A 16,182-nucleotide genomic window follows, 5' to 3' on the forward strand; every position below is an offset into this window, starting at 1 on the left:
GAGAGAATGAACAAACTGGGTATGTCCATCGAGATCGAGCTGGGCGTAACCGGTGGTGAAGAAGATGGTGTGGACAATTCCGGCGTAGATAACTCCAAGCTGTATACCCAGCCCGAAGAAGTTGCCTATGCATATGAAATTTTATCAAAGGTAGGCCCCCGTTTCACTGTGGCCGCTGCTTTCGGTAACGTTCATGGCGTATACTCTCCCGGTAACGTAGAGCTCCGCCCGGTGATCCTGCACAACAGCCAGGAATTCATCCAGGAGAAATTTAAAACTGCCGCTAAACCTGTATTCTATGTATTCCACGGTGGTAGCGGTTCTCCCAAACACCAGATTACAGAAGCCCTGGGTTATGGCGTTATCAAAATGAACATTGATACGGATATGCAGTGGGCATTCTGGGAAGGTATCCACGATTTCTACGAAGCTAAGAAAGATTACCTCCAGGCTCAGCTGGGTAACCCTGAAGGACCCGATAAGCCAAATAAAAAATACTACGATCCGCGCGTATGGCTGCGCAAAGGTGAAGAAACCTTTGTTAAACGCCTGGAAGAAGCGTTCAGGGATCTGAACTGCATTAACAGAAATGCGTAATACAGCGTAAAGCTGAAGGCATAAAGCAAAAAGCCATTGTAGCGGAGATATCAGCGATAATATATTAAACGTATATGTTATCATCTCCACTGCAAGGGCTTTTTGCTTTATGCTTTAAACTTTAAGCTTTTTCTCATATGTTTTTGGCTTTATGCGATAATTCGTATCTTGCACCACTATTTTCTAATCTAATAGTAAAATATGTCAAGCTGGTTTAAGCGAATTAAACAAGGCATCTCTACTACCACCAGTGAAAAGAAAGAAGCACCGGATGGTTTGTGGCACAAGTGTCCTAACTGTAAAAAAACCACCACTGTAAAGGATCTGAAGGAGCATTACTATGTTTGCGATAAGTGCAATTATCACAACCGTATTAACTCTGCCGAGTATTTTGAGATCATCTTTGATAACAACCAGTTCGAGGAACTGTTCCCAAATATATACCCGACCGACTTCCTGGGCTTTAAAGATCTGAAGCCCTATGCCGACAGGCTCAAGGATGCGCAGAAAAAATCAGGCCTGAAAGATGCGATGACCGTTGGTACAGGTAAAGTGCTGGGAAATGATCTCGTAGTAGCGTGTATGGATTTTAATTTTATTGGTGGCTCCATGGGCTCTGTTGTTGGTGAAAAGATTGCCCGTTCCATCGATTACTGCATTATCCATAAGATGCCGCTGATGATCATCTCCAAATCAGGCGGCGCCCGTATGATGGAAAGCGCCTTCTCCCTGATGCAGATGGCTAAAACATCCGCCAAGCTCACGCAGCTGGCTGATGCAAGGCTTCCCTACATCTCCCTGATGACCGACCCTACCACCGGTGGCGTAACTGCCTCCTATGCAATGCTGGGCGACCTTAACATTGCCGAGCCAGGCGCCCTGATCGGGTTTGCCGGTCCAAGGATTATCAAAGAAACGATCAAGAAAGATTTACCTGCTGGTTTCCAGAGCGCCGAATTCCTGCTGGAGCACGGTTTCCTGGATTTCATCATGGATAGAAAAGAACTGAAGACGAAGTTGGCAAGTTTGCTTACCATCTTTAAAAATTAAGAAGACAGCTTTTAGCCTTTGACGGTTGGCACATGCAAGGATATTCCTGCATCTGCCAACCGTTGAAGGCTAAAAACTACCCCCTCATACTAAAATACAAATGGCAGAATTAAAGAACAGATCGGCATATTTTGAGTACGCAATAGAAGATAAATTCATTGCAGGAATGGTGTTACTTGGTACGGAGATTAAGTCGATCCGTGCAGGTAAAGTGAGCTTTAACGATTCCTTCTGCTATTTTTCAAAGGGAGAATTATACGTGCGAAGCCTGCATATTGCAGAGTATTCACACGGTACTTCCTCCAATCATGATCCCCTGCGCGAGCGTAAGCTGCTGCTCACAAAAAGGGAGCTGAGAAAAATGGAAAACAAGATCAAAGAACGCGGCTATACCATTGTGCCGCTTCGTATATTCATTACCGATAAAAGCCTGGCAAAAATGGAGATTGGCATTGGTAAAGGTAAAAAGCTTCATGATAAGCGCGACTCTATCAAAGCGAGGGAGGCCGACAGGGAGCTCAGAAGACAGTTTAAATAAAAATAAACGCCATCTGGCGAAGCATATCCTTATAAAACAGTTCCCCATTGAAAAAGCTAATATTCAGGCAGTTACTGAGCATTATCGCCATCTTTCTCTACACCTTTATACTTTCCTGTAAATCAGGCGAAAAATTATTCAACAAAGGCAGGTACGACGAAGCCGTTACTGCTTTTGTGAAAAAGCTGCAACGCAAACCCCAGGACGCCACCGCTACGCGGCTGCTCCCTGATGCCTATAAACAGGCACAACTGGTGCGGGAGGACCGGGTCAGCGCATATCTCCGCTCCAACAACGAGCTCAAGTGGGAAAGTATACGGAATGAGTACAGGGCCATGCAATCCCTTTATAACGCCATTCACAGCTCCCCTGCCGCCCTTAAACTGGTGCAGCCGAAGGATTACCGGGATGCCATTACAGGGGCCCAGGAAAATGCCGCTGAAATGCGGTACGACCGTGGCATGTCTTTGCTGAACCAGGGCGATAAAGCCAGTGCCCGGCAGGCGTACGACGAATTTGGCGCAGCGCTTAAGCTCATCCCCAATTACCGCGATGCCAAACAGCGCCGGGACGAGGCTTACCAGATGGGGGTGATCAATGTGGTAGTAAGTGAGATCGAAGTGCGCTCCCCTTATTACCAGTTCAGCGCCGACCAGTTCCGCGATTACCTGGTACGCAATCTTCAGCAACGGAACATCAACCAGTTTGTGCAGTTCTACGATGAACGGGTAGCACGTAACGAAAATCTCCGCCCCGATGAATATATTGAACTGCGCTTTTTTGATTTTGTAGTAGGCCAAACCTATGTAGACCGCATTGAACGCGATGTTTCAAAAGAAATTGTGGTGGGCACTACCAAAGACTCTACCGGTAAGGAATCCAATATCTATAAAACAGTAAAAGCCACCCTCTACATCACTAAAAAAACAGTGGTATCAAAAGGGCTGCTGGACTATCGCATCACCAATACCTCCAACGGGCAATTGCTGCGTACCGACCGTATTCCCGGCAGCTATACCTGGCTGAACCAGTATGGTACTTTTAAGGGAGATGAAAGAGCTTTGAGTGATGAAGATAAACAGCTGATGGGCGGGCGGGATATGCCGCCACCACCGCCTACCGACCTGTTCATGGAATTTACGCGGCCTATTTATGATGTGCTGGCGAGGGATCTGCAGAGTTTTTATAACAGGATATAATTCAAAAGCCGCCGGAATCCCGGCGGCTTTTGAACTTATATCTTCTGTTGCAGCAATGGTATCAACTGATGCGCTGGCACCACCCCGCTTTGCCTCCATATCAGCCTCCCTTCCCGGAACAGCAATAACGTAGGCACACTGCTGATCTGCCACTGGGCGGCCAGCTGCTGGTTTCTGTCTATATCTATCTTGATGATCCGGATCTTCTCCCCCATTTTATCTTTTACCTCTTTCAGGATGGGAGGCACCATCTGGCAGGGACCGCACCAGGTGGCAAAACAATCAATCAATACGGGTGTAGGAGAAGCGAGTATCGCCTGCAGGTTTTCCATAGCACATATTTTAATTCCATCCACAAATTACGGACTTTTTGAAAAGCGAAAAACATAGCATATATTACACATATAACTCTGTTTTATCTGTTATCTATGAACTTGCTATCCACCATCATCTATTTCGCGTGGTTCCTCTCAGAAATCTTACTGCACCGCATTCTTCGTGGCACGGGGGCGGACGACAGGAAAAAGCAGGACCAGGGCAGCCTGGCTTTCATCTGGATCGTGATTATTGTTTTCATAAATGTTTCCGTGATAGTAGCGGCCAAAACAGGGTACTATATCCTCCCCGGACCGGACATGAATCGTATAGGGCTCAGCGTTATACTGCTGGGAATGGTACTGCGCTTTGTAGCTATTGCACAGCTGGGCCGGTTGTTTACCGTAAATGTAACTATCCGGAAAGATCATCACATCAAAAAGGATGGGTTGTACAGCGTACTGCGGCATCCCTCCTATGCCGGCTCCCTGTTATCTTTCCTGGGATTCGGTCTGTCGCTGAACAACTGGCTTGGACTGGCTATTATATTCATCCCGGTATTTGCGGCATTCGTTTACCGGATGAATGTAGAAGAGAAAGTATTACGCTCGCAGTTTGGTGAAGAATATACCAATTATATGAAACATACCAGCCGCATTATCCCGTGGATCTACTAGCATATTGATCATAAAAAAGCCCCCGTAAAATCCGGGGGCTTTTTATGATGATTAGTTATTGATGTTCGGATTATTCTGCAGCTCTGAGATCGGGATGGCAAACAGGTAGAATTTGCTGTAAGGCACAAACGGGGTACCGTCAGGCTGCTTTAGCGTAAGATGCCCCTGAGCTGGCACTTTCACGAAGGAACCGTCGCCTCTTGGTACGCTGATGATACTATCCTGCCCGTTATAGGAAAGAAATGGCTTCCTTACTACGGTACCGCCTGTACGAATAATATCAGACAGTGAAAATCCTTCTCCCCAAAGTTCTTTCCTTCTTTCTACAAGAATGGTATCCACCAGGCTGCCACCGCCTTTATACAACGTTGCATTCCGTGCAGCACGGAGCACATTGAGCGCTTCTGCACCTTTGACGGCATTACCACTTTGTGCATATGCTTCGGCTTCTATCAGGTACATTTCCGCAGAGCGCATCAGTACCAGGTCGCCCACCAGCGCACCTGCATCACGGAAACGGAATTTCTTATAGCGCAGGTAACCTTCCTGGTCGGGCAGCGTATCCCAGTCGAACAAACGGAAACGTACATCTGCACTGTCGAAGAAATTCTTGAAGTAAGGATCTGCCATAAAGCTCTGGTAATAGGAAGCCGGGCTGGAAACATCCAGGAAATGGAAGTTGTAGCTGGCATTGCTCTGGTTAGGTGTTTGTGCATGTCCCCAGATCCATTCACCATTATTGATATCGCTGAAGCCTTTGTTATAATCATCGCCCGACATCAGGGGATAACCATTACGGGCAGCGGTGGCTGCTGCAATAGCATTGGTCCACTGGCGGTTGTAAAGGTATGCACGTGCCAGTAAACCGTTTGCCACGTTAACGTTTATTTTCCATTTCTGGGTAGCGCTGCGCTCATAATTTTTCAGCAGCGGCAGTGCTTTCTGCAGATCGTCTATCACCAGTTTATATACTTCTCCAATGGTTGATTTGGGCTTTCCCGCGGTAGTAGGACCGGATGGCTCAGTATAGATGGGAACGGCTTTTTCAGTGCCGGTTCTGTTGAACTGGTAGAAGGAAGCCAGCGTCAGGTAGCAATTGGCGCGCAGGGCATATGCCTGCCCTTTAAGACGTTGTTTTTTATCTTCATCGCCGGTAGCCTTGTCTACTTTCGCGATCACGTTGTTGCAGTTGTCGATCACCTTGTAGAGGATGGTCCAGAAAGCAGTTACCCGGTTCTTGGTATTATCCGTCATTTCGGTATATCCGTAGGAATCACGCAAACCATAGGCCTGGGTAACCGCTATATCACTGCCCATGGCATCGCTGGTAAGATGAATGGATTTATAACCCGGTACAGCAAACGTAAAAAATTCTTCAAACATATACGCCCAGGTACCGTTGATCACTGTTTCCACGTTATCGGCGGTATTAAATACCTGGTCGTCCGGTACGGCGTTGGTTGGTTTGGTATCCAGGAAATCCTTGTTGCAGGCGCCTAACACCAAAGCAGCGATTATTATCAGGAATATATTCTTTTTCATGGTCGTAATTTTTAGAAGCTCAGATTAATACCTGCAGAAATGGATTTAATGGCCGGATAACGGTAATAGGTAGTACCTCCTACCGACTGTTCAGGATCAAGGCCCTGGTGGTTATAGATCGTGAACAGGTTTTCTCCCTGTACATAAATGAGCACGTTGTTAAGATGCGCTTTGTCCATCAGTGATTTTGGAAGGTTATAACTGATGTTCAGGGTTTTCAGTCTTGCATAACTGGCATCATACAGGAAGCGGTCGGAAACCGAAGTCCAGTTGGTTTGCACGGTAGTCAGTTTAGGCACATCCGTTACCCTGTTTTCCGGTGTCCAGCGATTCAGCATTTCCGTACTGAATGGACGGCCGGCGGAAGTACCTGTGCCCAGCAGGAACAGGTAATCCTGGTCCAGTACTTTACCACCAAGACTGTATACCATCATGAAAGACAATGAAAAACCTTTGTAGTTGAAGGTATTGGTGAACCCGCCATATACATCCGGCAGGGAGGAACCATTGTAATACTGCGTAGCGGCGGAATAGTTGCCGGTAGTACCTTTCGTGCCGTCTGCATTATCAATATACCACATTGGCAAACCGGTTTCCTGGTTTACACCCGCCCATTTTCTCAGGTAAAAATCATAGATAGATTTACCTACCATGAGTTTCTTTGTGCCAGTGATAATTTCTTTCTGCGGCAGTTCAGTGATCTTATTTTTATAGTGGGTAGCATTCAGATCAATGCTCCAGCTAAAGTCTTTTGTTTTCACCGGTACGGCATGAATGGTACCTTCCACGCCGGTATTTTTCAGCGCGCCGATGTTTTCATCTACGGCGGAGTAACCTACAGAAGGCGCCATTGGCCTGGAATACAGCAGATCCTGTGATTTGCGCTGGAAGAATTCTACGGTACCGCCTAAACGATTTTGAAACATGCTGAAGTCAACACCAACGTTTAAGTTCAGGTTGGTTTCCCATTGCAGGTTGGGGTTATATACCTGGCGACGGTAAGTACCGCCTTCACCGAGGTTACTGTTCACATTCAGCAACGGGTAGTAGTTATAGAAAGCATCATCGCCGAGGTTATCATTACCCTGTCCGCCATAGCTGGCGCGAAGTGTAAGCAGGTTGAGCCAGGAATTGTTTTTAAGAAAATCTTCTTCCGTTAATTTCCAGGAACCGCCAACAGACCAGAAGGTGCCCCAGCGGTGATTGGGTGCGAAGCGGGAAGATCCGTCGCGGCGAAGGGAGGCGGATAAGAAGTATTTACCCACATAATCATATTCCGCCCTGCCGAGGAAGCTGGAAAGCGTATATGTATCCGTGTATCCCTGCAGGTCCTTAATGAGAGAGGCGTCTGACAGTTCTTCAAGACCTGGCAGTGAAAAGCCGGATTTCTGACCATCCAGAAAGGTGGTAGTATACTTATAGGCTTCCTGGCCTGCCAGCAGGTTCAGGTGGTGCTTTTCATTGAACGTTTCTTCATAAGTGAAGATATTGTTGAAAGTCCAGCTGAACACACGGGTATTGAGCCTTTCAATTGTTCCGCCTACTTCCGCATCAAAGCCCAGCGTGGGATTGGTGTAGTCGTATTGTTGTTTGGCAGTATAATCCGCGTTGTAGCTGGATTTGAATTTAAGTCCGCGCCAGATGGTAGCTTCTCCATACAGGCGGGCAGATAAATCATCGCGGGTAAGCCGGTGCTTATCTATAGCGGAAGTAGCCACCAGGTTGGTGTTGGTGTTTGCTGCACTGGGGCGGTAGCTGCCATAGTCGAAGATCTTATTACCGTTGGCATCCAGGATATAGGCGCCCGTGGTGCGGTCGCGCTGATAAATAGGATAGAAATTTGACATCAGGCGGCCGTAGTTCACATAGTTATCGGAGCGACTGTCTTCTGAAGGCGGCGCATCCTGTTCGGAGTGCGTACCACTGAGGTTCAGCCCTACCTTTAACCACTTCTTTGCATCAATATCAATATTACTGCGAAGGTTATAACGTTTGAAACCGGAAGCGAGATAGATACCCTGGTCGTTCAGGTAGCCACCGGAAATATAATACCTTGTTTTTTCGGAGGCGCCACTGAGAGCCACATCCGCTTCAGTACGCTTACCGGTGCGCTGCATAGCATCGTCCCAGTTATCATCCCACAGGGCTTTTGCGCCGGCAACCAGTTTACCGTCGGTGCCTACCGGCTGCGGGAATGCAGTGCCGTAGGGGTTAATGCCCACCCTTCTCACAAGGTTGCTGCTGGCCTGTGCCGCAGCAGTTGCGGGCGACAAACCGCTGGTAAGCCCTCCATTGCGGATGGCCTCCCAGTACATCTCAAAATACTGATCAGTGCTTACGCGGTCGTAGTTATCAACCGCTCTTTTTGAAAAACCCTGACTAACGCGAACGTCTATATTACTTCCCTGTTTCTTTCCTTTTTTGGTAGTGATGATCACTACGCCATTAGCGCCACGGGAGCCGTACAGCGCACTGGATGCAGCGTCTTTCAATACGCTGATGGATTCAATATCGTAAGGATTAATGGCATTCAGGCTACCTCCATAAGGCACACCATCTACCACGTATAAAGGATCAGCGGAGGCATTGATGGAACCAATACCACGGATACGGATAGTAGCGTCTGATCCTGGCTGGCCGCTGGTGGAAGTGCTCTGCACACCGGCAGCAAGCCCCTGTAACGCTTTGCTCACGCTGGATACCTGCCTGTTCACCAGTTCCTCGCTTTTGATCTGCGATACAGAACCGGTATAAGAGCTCTTTTTAGCAGTACCATAAGCTACCACTACAATTTCATCAATATCCTTCCCCGAAGAGCGGAGTGAGATATTTAGAGGAGATGTGCTGATGGGTACTTCCTGTTGTTCCATGCCAATGAAACGGATCACCAGCGTGGTAGCCGAAGGATCAGTTACCTGCAGGCTGAAATTGCCATCTCCGTCACTTACCACGCCGTTGGTAGTTCCTTTAATTACTATCGAGGCGCCCGGCAAAGGGGAATTATCTTTCGCAGAATAAACACGGCCGGTCACCGTACGTGTCTGGGCAAATGCTGCTATAGGTCCGATGAGCAGCAGAAAGAGGAGTAGTCGTTGTAACATAATAAAATGTTGAGAGTTTTGCAGTGATCTGGTTTTTCATGGCAATACCCGTCCCTGTCTGTTATTGAACAGGCATTGCAGCATTGTATCCCATTATTGTTTTAACACCGGTACAGACGGAGCTTCCGGGAACAGTTAATGATTGTTGTAACCTGCTTTGGTTAAGCAGACAAATGTTTAATTCTTACTGAAAGCAACAACAATAGTTGCATACAAAATATGGTTGGGTCGTCTTCTCCATAAGCAATTCTTTAATTGGTTCCGATCTATTATCCTATAATTCCTATAGACTAGTGGGACGCAAAGCTATATGCTTTCACTATCAAAAACAAAAGAATTGTTAAAAATGTTGAGGAAAAAATTTTTCACCAGGATAGATTTTCGCTACAGGCGCGGGTTTTATTGTTAAAAAATGTGATGAACGGAAATCAACTGCCTTTGTGCATCAGTAATACGATGATAACGCCGGAGGTAGTGAGCGTTATATTAGTCACCGCATATGCAACGGTATACTCCAACTTACGGTTGATATGAAAACTCCCGATGGCAATTCCCACTAACAGAACGCCTCTAACAGTACCAGGTGAAAATCCCTTTATATGCACCCTGCCCACCAGGAAACCTGTTAAAAGGGTTAGCATCATCGCTATTCCGGGAAATTGCTGCAATGTATCTGTTTACCAGGAGAGCCTAAATGGGAAGTTAAGTTTGCGCTTATATTACAATTATGCCTGCCGGTTGGTACGGAAAGAGGCAGGTCATTATTTATGCCAATCCGTTTTCAAACCCCTCGTCTATCAGCCAGTTGCCGCTATCTGCGGCCTGTGTGGCCAGTTCATCGCAACGGTTATTGAAAGGATTGCTGGCATGGCCTTTCACCCACTGCATTTTCACTGTATGTCTTTTATATAACGGGATAAAACGCAGCCAGAGATCTTTATTTTTTTTCTCTTTAAAATTAACTTTTACCCATCCCCATAGCCATCCTTTCTCTATGCTATCCACTACGTATTTGCTGTCTGTAAAAATGGTTACAGTCAACCCGTCTTTTTTCAGCGCTTCCAGCGCTACAATCACCGCCAGCAGCTCCATCCGGTTGTTGGTGGTTTTGCGGTATCCCTGCGATAATTCCTTTCTTACGTTTCCCCAAATGAGCACTACGCCATATCCGCCAGGGCCGGGATTGCCGCGGGATGCACCATCTGTATATACTACCAGTTCTGCCATGTTCAATTTTAAAGCAGCGCGAAGATAAGGAAAAGTGCGGAGGGGATCGAACACTTTCCCCTCCGTTCCTTATACCTGGAAAACGCCTACATTAAAGGGTTGCTCCAGGGGTGCATTATTGGCGGCTTTAATACCTTCTGCAATTCTTAGCCGGGTATCGGCGGGATCAATGATATCATCTACCCACAACCGGGAAGCTGCGTAATAGGGAGTGGTTTGCGCATTGTATTTATCGGTAATTTCTTTCAGCAGGCGGGCTTCTTCTTCCGGTGTGATCACTTGTCCTTTTGCTTTCAGGGAAGCCACCTGGATCTGTAATAATGTTTTGGCGGCCTGCTCTCCTCCCATTACCGCGATCTTTGCAGAAGGCCAGGCGTAAATGAACCGTGGATCATAGGCTTTACCGCACATGGCGTAATTGCCTGCTCCGTAAGAGTTCCCGATGATGATGGTAATTTTCGGTACCACGGAATTAGCCACAGCATTCACCAGTTTGGCCCCGTCTTTAATAATACCTGAATGCTCACTTCTGCTGCCTACCATAAATCCTGTTACATCCTGGAGGAACACCAGCGGGATTTTTTTCTGGTTACAGTTCATAATAAATCGGGCCGCCTTATCTGCGCTGTCATTATAAATAACGCCCCCCATCTGCATTTCACCTTTGCGGCTTTTTACAATTTTCCGTTGGTTGGCAACAATGCCAACCGCCCATCCATCGATGCGCGCATAACCACAAATAATACTTTTACCGTAGTCCTGTTTGTATTGATCAAATGTGTTGGCATCTGTAATGCGTTCTATTACTTCCAGCATATCGTAAGGCCGGGAGCTGTCGGCTGGCAATACACTGCGCAGTTCCTCCGTTGGTTTGGCCGGCGCCTGCGGTGCTGTGCGGTCGAAGCCGGCGTTCCCCGCGTCCCCGATTTTACTTACGATGCGCTTTACCTGGTCGAGGCATTCTTCATCAGATTTAAATTTGTAATCGGCAATCCCGGAGATCTCGGTATGTGTAACAGCGCCTCCTAACGTTTCCGCATCTACGTCTTCCCCGATGGCGGCCTTCACGAGATAAGGGCCTGCAAGAAAAATGGAGCCGTTGCCTTCCACCATCAGCACTTCATCGCTCATGATGGGCAGGTAGGCGCCGCCAGCCACGCAGCTGCCCATAACAGCGGCAATTTGGGTGATGCCCATGGCGCTCATACGGGCGTTGTTGCGGAATATGCGGCCAAAGTGTTCCTTGTCCGGGAAAATCTCGTCCTGCATTGGAAGGAATACACCGGCGCTGTCTACCAGGTAGATCACCGGCAGCCTGTTTTCCATGGCGATTTCCTGGAGGCGGAGGTTCTTTTTACCGGTCATAGGAAACCAGGCTCCTGCTTTCACGGTCATGTCGTTGGCAACAATCATACATTGCCGGCCGCTTACATAGCCTATGCCGCCAACAGTCCCCGCTGCGGGACATCCGCCATATTCTTCATACATATCGTATGCGGCAAATGCACCGATCTCGGTAAAGGGAGTGTCCTTATCGATGAGGTATTGTATACGTTCCCTGGCGGTGAGCTTACCTCTTTGTCTCACTTTCTCCAGGCTTTTCTTTCCGCCGCCCTGTTCTATTACGCCCAGGCGCTGTTTCATAGTGCTGATAGCCATCCGCATGGCATCTTCATTTTTGTTGGCTTCCAGTTGCTGCTGATCCATAACGATGGTTTTGGTTTTATATTCTTTAAAAATAAGGGAAAGAATTCAGTAAATTACGAATAACGGGAAGGCCGCCGGTGTTTGGCACCGGATATCTTTAAAAATAAAAATCCTATGGTATGTCTTTATTACTGGAGCATTTAGCCGCATCGCTTGAAAAGCTTTACAATGGCGATCCCTGGATCGATGTTACGTTCCAGGTACATCTTTCGCGTATCGATGCCCGGCAGGCGGTGAAATCGTTCGGGGGATCCAACAATATCTGGCAGATTGTAAACCACGTTATTTTCTGGCACCAGCGGGTGCAGCGGTATATGCACAATGAGCCACCGGAGCAGGACGGCGACCTGCCTGATTTTTATATGCCTGAAAATCACGGGGAGGAGAACTGGCAGGCCACCATTCACCGGCTAGCCCACTCCTTTGAAGTGATGGCGGCCACTGTCCGGAAGTTCCCGGAGAAGGAGCTGTTTGACGTCTTCCCGGGAACAGAGCGCCAGGCGATCTATTATATACAGGGACTGGCGGAGCATGATGCCTATCACCTGGGGCAGATAGTGCTGCTACATAAATATGCCTGAGAGGGGTAAATGCGACGCCTAAAACAGGTCCATATCGTAACGCTGTTCATAAAGCTGCTGTCCCCATAGTTGCAGGTACTTCTCCCCGGTTTTGCGGAAACCGGCATTTTTATACAGGGCAATCGCTGTTTCCTGCATGCTGGTTGTCATCAGGTAAACTTTCTGGTAATTTTTTTCCTTGCAGAAGGCAATAGCTTCCTGTAACATTTTTTTCCCCAGTCCCTTTCCCCGGTAGTCGGGATGGATGAGGAACCAGCGCAGCTGCGCCAGGTGCCGGGAAGATCCGAGAATGGCTACAGAGCCAACAATCTGGTCATTTACGGTGGCCAGGAACATCCTGTCTTTTGCCGGGTTATAGGTAGGAAGAAACTCGTAAAATGTTTTACATACATAGGCCTCAAACTCCAGGTTATAACCCGATTCCTTTGCGTACAATTGCCCATGCAGGTAAATCAGATAGCCAACATCACCCGGGAGGAGGTTATAACGGATATGTATATCCGTAGTTTGCTCACCTGGTTGCGCGGTTAATATCTCTTCAATGGTTTTCATGGCGCCGGCCACCTGTTGTTGCTGTTTTCCGGAGAGATGACCGGTTATCTGCCGGATTTCACGGGTAGATTTTTCTTCAAGGCCCGACAACAATCTTTTACCTGCGGCACTGAGATAGAGAAAAAACGTACGTCCGTCGGCGGTAGACTGCTGCCTGTTAAGCCACCCGCTTTTCTCAAACTTCTTCAGCATGCGGCTGAGGTATCCCCCATCTATTTTCAGGATAGCGGTTAATTGCCCGGCGGTACATTTTCCCAGTTGTCCTATCTCATACAATACCCTTACTTCGGATAAGGAAAGGTTGCTTTCCAGGATATGCTGGTTCAGCAGGCCTATCATGCCGGTATAGAAACGGTTAAAGCGACGGATGTCATTAACAACCGCTGATGCTGCGTCCATAGTTACTTGTTTTCCAGACAAAAGTAAATAATTAGTTGACAAAAGCAAATTTATTATTTGCCTGAGTCAAGTATTGATCGGATTTTGTCTGACTCACTGATTTTGGTGAGTCAGACAAAATCCGCTATCCGTTTATCGCACAACCCTGCTATATTTGCGTTTTGCGCCTTAGCAGGAAAATAGTATTTTGATTAAATTTGATTATGTCTCCAGGATTATTATTCTCATTCGTTATTGCCTATTTCGTTATCCTGCTGGTGGTAGCATGGTATACCGGCCGTAATTCCAACAACGATTCGTTCTTTATCGGGAACCGCAACAGTAACTGGATGCTGGTTGCCTTTGGTATGATAGGCACTTCACTGAGCGGGGTTACCTTTGTAAGCGTTCCAGGCGCCGTTGGCCGTGATGCCTTTTCCTACATGCAGATCACCCTGGGGTATTTTATCGGTTACATCACCATCGCTTATGTACTGATACCTCTTTATTACCGGTTGCAATTAACATCTATCTATAACTATCTCGATAGCCGCTTCGGAAGAAGCTCCTATAAAACCGGCGCCTCCTTTTTTATTCTTTCCCGCACACTGGGGGCCACTGCAAGACTATACCTCGTGGTAAGGATACTGCAGGACGCCATCCTCTCCAGCTTTGGTGTGCCCTTCTGGCTCACCACTATTATCATCCTGTTTATGATACTGCTGTACACCTATGAAGGCGGCGTAAAAACAATTGTATATACCGATACCCTGCAAACCACCTGTATGCTGGCAGGGCTGGTCATCTGCGTGGGCTATATCCTGCATACCATGCACCTGAGCCTGGGTGAAAGCTTTACCGCAATGGGCGAAAGAGGGCTGACAAGGATATTTAACACCGATCCGAATGACAAGCTCTTTTTCGGGAAGCAGATCCTGGCAGGCGCATTCATCACTATCACCATGACCGGCCTCGACCAGGAGATGATGCAGAAAAACATCTCTGTAAAAACGCTTAAAGACTCCAAAAAGAACATGGTATCGCTGGCGTTTATTATGGTGATCGTTATTGGCCTGTTCCTTTTCCTGGGTGGATTGCTTCATTTATACGGCGCGCAACAGCAGGTAACTGCGGCCGGCGACAGGCTGTTCCCGGAACTGGCGCTGCATCACATGCCGCCGGTGATTTCCGTTATATTTATCATTGCACTCATTTCCGCCTTGTTTCCCAGCGCGGATGGGGCTATGACCGCTCTCACCTCTTCCCTCTGTATCGATATCCTGGATATGCAGAAGCGCACCGACTGGACAGAAGCGGAAAAGAAAAAATACCGGCAGCGTATTCACCTGCTGATGGCATTTATTTTCCTGCTTTTTGTGATGGTGTTTGAATGGGTGAATAACCAAAGCATGATAGGCGTTATCCTGAAAGTAGCTACCTACACGTATGGGCCGCTGCTGGGGCTTTTTGCCTTTGGGATCTTAACCAAACGCAAAGTGCAGGATGCCCTGGTGCCAGTTGTATGTGTGGCAGCGCCACTGCTTTGCCTGGTGGTTGATATTTACCAGGCCGGCATTTTTGGTAAATTCCAGATAGGGCTTGAGTTACTGATCATCAACGGGTTGTTTACCTTCATCGGATTGTTACTTATTTCCCGTAAAGATTAAATCATATTTTTCCGGATGCAGAGATACTGCTGCATCCGGAAAACCTTATACTTCCTTTGTTTTATTCAGGTGGTGCAGCTCCAGCACCGTTGTTTTCCCGTTATCACTTTCCCGGTACATCGGCACAAATTTCCTGTCATAAATAATTTCCTGGTAGGTATAGGAAGTGCGTTGCAATACAGTATTTGCGTACACATCATTAAACCCTCTTACCGTCACATAGATCTCCGCATCCGCTACTTCCATATCCTGTGCGGTAAACCCGAGGAAAGGACTGTTTTCATCGATGGGATGCACTACTGTCCAGTTCATTGACAATGTTTCTATTTTACTCCGCTCCAGTGCCAGGTTATAGAATTTATATACTGCCTGTCCATTCTCCTGTACCTGCAAGCCGGTGGTAACCAGCACTTCCACATTGGTGAGGGTATGATTTTCCTTGTAAGAAGCAAAGCGGAACATCAGCGCCGTTTTATCCTGGTAGGGAGCAATCAGTGCATGATCGCTGAACAGCAGGTGCGCACGGGGTTTGGAGAAGCGGCCATAAATAAGACCCGTGGCCACTGCAAAAGAGAGAAAGCCCGTCATAGCCTCAATGGCGGCTACCAGGTTTACCCCGTCGCCCACCGGGTTTACGCGGCCATATCCCACGGTGGTAAAGGTTTCTGTACTAAAGAAATAAACTTCTTTAAACTGCTCCCAGGTGGTTTTGCCGATGATCCCCTGGAACCCGCTGATGCCTATCCACCAGTAAATGCCTGTATATATCAGGTTAATAGAGAAATAAAAAAGAAGGATCACCAGGGCGAACTGCCAGGCAGGTACATTCAGCAATGCATGATAAATATTAAAACGTTGCATAAACGAACGCCCTTCCCGGCGGATATTAAAGCTGCCATCGCGGTTAATAAACCGACCGCCATAACCATTTGCATTGGTGCCGAAACCGGTGTCATTGTTTTGCCTGGAAAAAGGGTTAATTCTTTTCAGAAGCGCCATAAATGGATATTTGAGGCGTAAAGCTAAGAAGAAAATCGAGGATAAATATAAC

The 16,182-nt window shown here is 47.4% G+C and carries 15 protein-coding genes; 7 read left to right on the forward strand and 8 right to left on the reverse strand.

The window, feature by feature from the left end; all coding sequences use genetic code 11:
* From fbaA to VIM72_RS24995, 4 genes are all read left to right on the forward strand, one after another.
* The coding region (fbaA, locus tag VIM72_RS24980; RefSeq protein ID WP_332005551.1) for a class II fructose-bisphosphate aldolase at positions 1 to 597 on the forward strand (597 nt) is incomplete at its 5' end.
* A 201-nt stretch (positions 598 to 798) separates the two neighbouring features.
* Entirely contained in the window at positions 799 to 1,647 is an 849-nt protein-coding gene (gene accD / locus VIM72_RS24985; protein ID WP_332005552.1) for an acetyl-CoA carboxylase, carboxyltransferase subunit beta, read from the forward strand.
* Between the two features lie 100 nt (positions 1,648 to 1,747).
* A complete protein-coding gene (gene smpB, locus VIM72_RS24990; RefSeq protein WP_325646729.1) occupies positions 1,748 to 2,185 on the forward strand; it encodes an SsrA-binding protein SmpB in 438 nt (145 codons plus the stop codon).
* A 47-nt stretch (positions 2,186 to 2,232) separates the two neighbouring features.
* Positions 2,233 to 3,384, forward strand: a complete 1,152-nt coding sequence (locus tag VIM72_RS24995; RefSeq protein WP_332005553.1) for a hypothetical protein — start codon at positions 2,233 to 2,235, stop codon at positions 3,382 to 3,384.
* A gap of 35 nt (positions 3,385 to 3,419) precedes the next feature.
* Here the strand turns inward: VIM72_RS24995 and trxA are convergent, their stop codons facing one another.
* Positions 3,420 to 3,716 (reverse strand): thioredoxin, encoded by a 297-nt coding sequence (gene trxA / locus VIM72_RS25000; protein ID WP_332005554.1) that lies wholly within the window; start codon positions 3,714 to 3,716, stop codon positions 3,420 to 3,422.
* A gap of 96 nt (positions 3,717 to 3,812) precedes the next feature.
* On the opposite strand from trxA, the gene VIM72_RS25005 reads away from it, so the two are divergent.
* Positions 3,813 to 4,376 (forward strand): isoprenylcysteine carboxylmethyltransferase family protein, encoded by a 564-nt coding sequence (locus tag VIM72_RS25005; protein WP_332005555.1) that lies wholly within the window; start codon positions 3,813 to 3,815, stop codon positions 4,374 to 4,376.
* A 51-nt stretch (positions 4,377 to 4,427) separates the two neighbouring features.
* Here the strand turns inward: VIM72_RS25005 and VIM72_RS25010 are convergent, their stop codons facing one another.
* The 5 genes from VIM72_RS25010 to VIM72_RS25030 form a co-directional block, all read right to left on the reverse strand.
* Positions 4,428 to 5,918, reverse strand: coding sequence for a RagB/SusD family nutrient uptake outer membrane protein (locus tag VIM72_RS25010; RefSeq protein ID WP_332005556.1), 1,491 nt, complete (start codon positions 5,916 to 5,918; stop codon positions 4,428 to 4,430).
* 11 nt (positions 5,919 to 5,929) lie between these two features.
* Complete coding sequence (locus tag VIM72_RS25015) at positions 5,930 to 9,019, reverse strand: TonB-dependent receptor (RefSeq protein WP_332005557.1); 3,090 nt, start codon at positions 9,017 to 9,019, stop codon at positions 5,930 to 5,932.
* Positions 9,020 to 9,447: 428 nt separating this feature from the next.
* Positions 9,448 to 9,687, reverse strand: coding sequence for a hypothetical protein (locus VIM72_RS25020; protein ID WP_332005558.1), 240 nt, complete (start codon positions 9,685 to 9,687; stop codon positions 9,448 to 9,450).
* Between the two features lie 97 nt (positions 9,688 to 9,784).
* Positions 9,785 to 10,246 (reverse strand): ribonuclease HI, encoded by a 462-nt coding sequence (gene rnhA / locus VIM72_RS25025; RefSeq protein ID WP_332005559.1) that lies wholly within the window; start codon positions 10,244 to 10,246, stop codon positions 9,785 to 9,787.
* A 69-nt stretch (positions 10,247 to 10,315) separates the two neighbouring features.
* Positions 10,316 to 11,953, reverse strand: a complete 1,638-nt coding sequence (locus tag VIM72_RS25030) for an acyl-CoA carboxylase subunit beta (protein WP_332005560.1) — start codon at positions 11,951 to 11,953, stop codon at positions 10,316 to 10,318.
* 119 nt (positions 11,954 to 12,072) lie between these two features.
* Between VIM72_RS25030 and VIM72_RS25035 the strand changes: the two genes are divergently transcribed.
* The gene (locus VIM72_RS25035) at positions 12,073 to 12,534 is read left to right on the forward strand and encodes a DinB family protein (RefSeq protein WP_332005561.1); all 462 of its coding nucleotides are present in this window, start codon (positions 12,073 to 12,075) and stop codon (positions 12,532 to 12,534) included.
* 18 nt (positions 12,535 to 12,552) lie between these two features.
* Here the strand turns inward: VIM72_RS25035 and VIM72_RS25040 are convergent, their stop codons facing one another.
* Complete coding sequence (locus VIM72_RS25040) at positions 12,553 to 13,485, reverse strand: helix-turn-helix domain-containing GNAT family N-acetyltransferase (RefSeq protein WP_332005562.1); 933 nt, start codon at positions 13,483 to 13,485, stop codon at positions 12,553 to 12,555.
* A gap of 203 nt (positions 13,486 to 13,688) precedes the next feature.
* Between VIM72_RS25040 and VIM72_RS25045 the strand changes: the two genes are divergently transcribed.
* Positions 13,689 to 15,131 (forward strand): sodium:solute symporter, encoded by a 1,443-nt coding sequence (locus tag VIM72_RS25045; RefSeq protein WP_332005563.1) that lies wholly within the window; start codon positions 13,689 to 13,691, stop codon positions 15,129 to 15,131.
* Positions 15,132 to 15,176: 45 nt separating this feature from the next.
* Here VIM72_RS25045 and VIM72_RS25050 read toward each other — a convergent pair.
* Positions 15,177 to 16,182, reverse strand: a 1,006-nt coding sequence (locus VIM72_RS25050; protein ID WP_332005564.1) for an ion channel, incomplete at its 5' end; no start/stop codon positions are given.

It is taken from the genome of Chitinophaga sp., assembly GCF_036569185.1.
Taxonomy (GTDB): domain Bacteria; phylum Bacteroidota; class Bacteroidia; order Chitinophagales; family Chitinophagaceae; genus Chitinophaga.

Bases quoted from the DNA above. Each gene is read 5' to 3' on its own strand.
- accD (WP_332005552.1), top strand. From the start codon at position 799: ATGTCAAGCTGGTTTAAGCGAATTAAACAAGGCATCTCTACTACCACC.
- smpB (WP_325646729.1), top strand. From the start codon at position 1,748: ATGGCAGAATTAAAGAACAGATCGGCATATTTTGAGTACGCAATAGAA.
- trxA (WP_332005554.1), bottom strand. From the start codon at position 3,716: ATGGAAAACCTGCAGGCGATACTCGCTTCTCCTACACCCGTATTGATT.
- VIM72_RS25005 (WP_332005555.1), top strand. From the start codon at position 3,813: ATGAACTTGCTATCCACCATCATCTATTTCGCGTGGTTCCTCTCAGAA.
- VIM72_RS25010 (WP_332005556.1), bottom strand. From the start codon at position 5,918: ATGAAAAAGAATATATTCCTGATAATAATCGCTGCTTTGGTGTTAGGC.
- VIM72_RS25015 (WP_332005557.1), bottom strand. From the start codon at position 9,019: ATGTTACAACGACTACTCCTCTTTCTGCTGCTCATCGGACCTATAGCA.
- rnhA (WP_332005559.1), bottom strand. From the start codon at position 10,246: ATGGCAGAACTGGTAGTATATACAGATGGTGCATCCCGCGGCAATCCC.
- VIM72_RS25030 (WP_332005560.1), bottom strand. From the start codon at position 11,953: ATGGATCAGCAGCAACTGGAAGCCAACAAAAATGAAGATGCCATGCGG.
- VIM72_RS25035 (WP_332005561.1), top strand. From the start codon at position 12,073: ATGTCTTTATTACTGGAGCATTTAGCCGCATCGCTTGAAAAGCTTTAC.
- VIM72_RS25040 (WP_332005562.1), bottom strand. From the start codon at position 13,485: ATGGACGCAGCATCAGCGGTTGTTAATGACATCCGTCGCTTTAACCGT.
- VIM72_RS25045 (WP_332005563.1), top strand. From the start codon at position 13,689: ATGTCTCCAGGATTATTATTCTCATTCGTTATTGCCTATTTCGTTATC.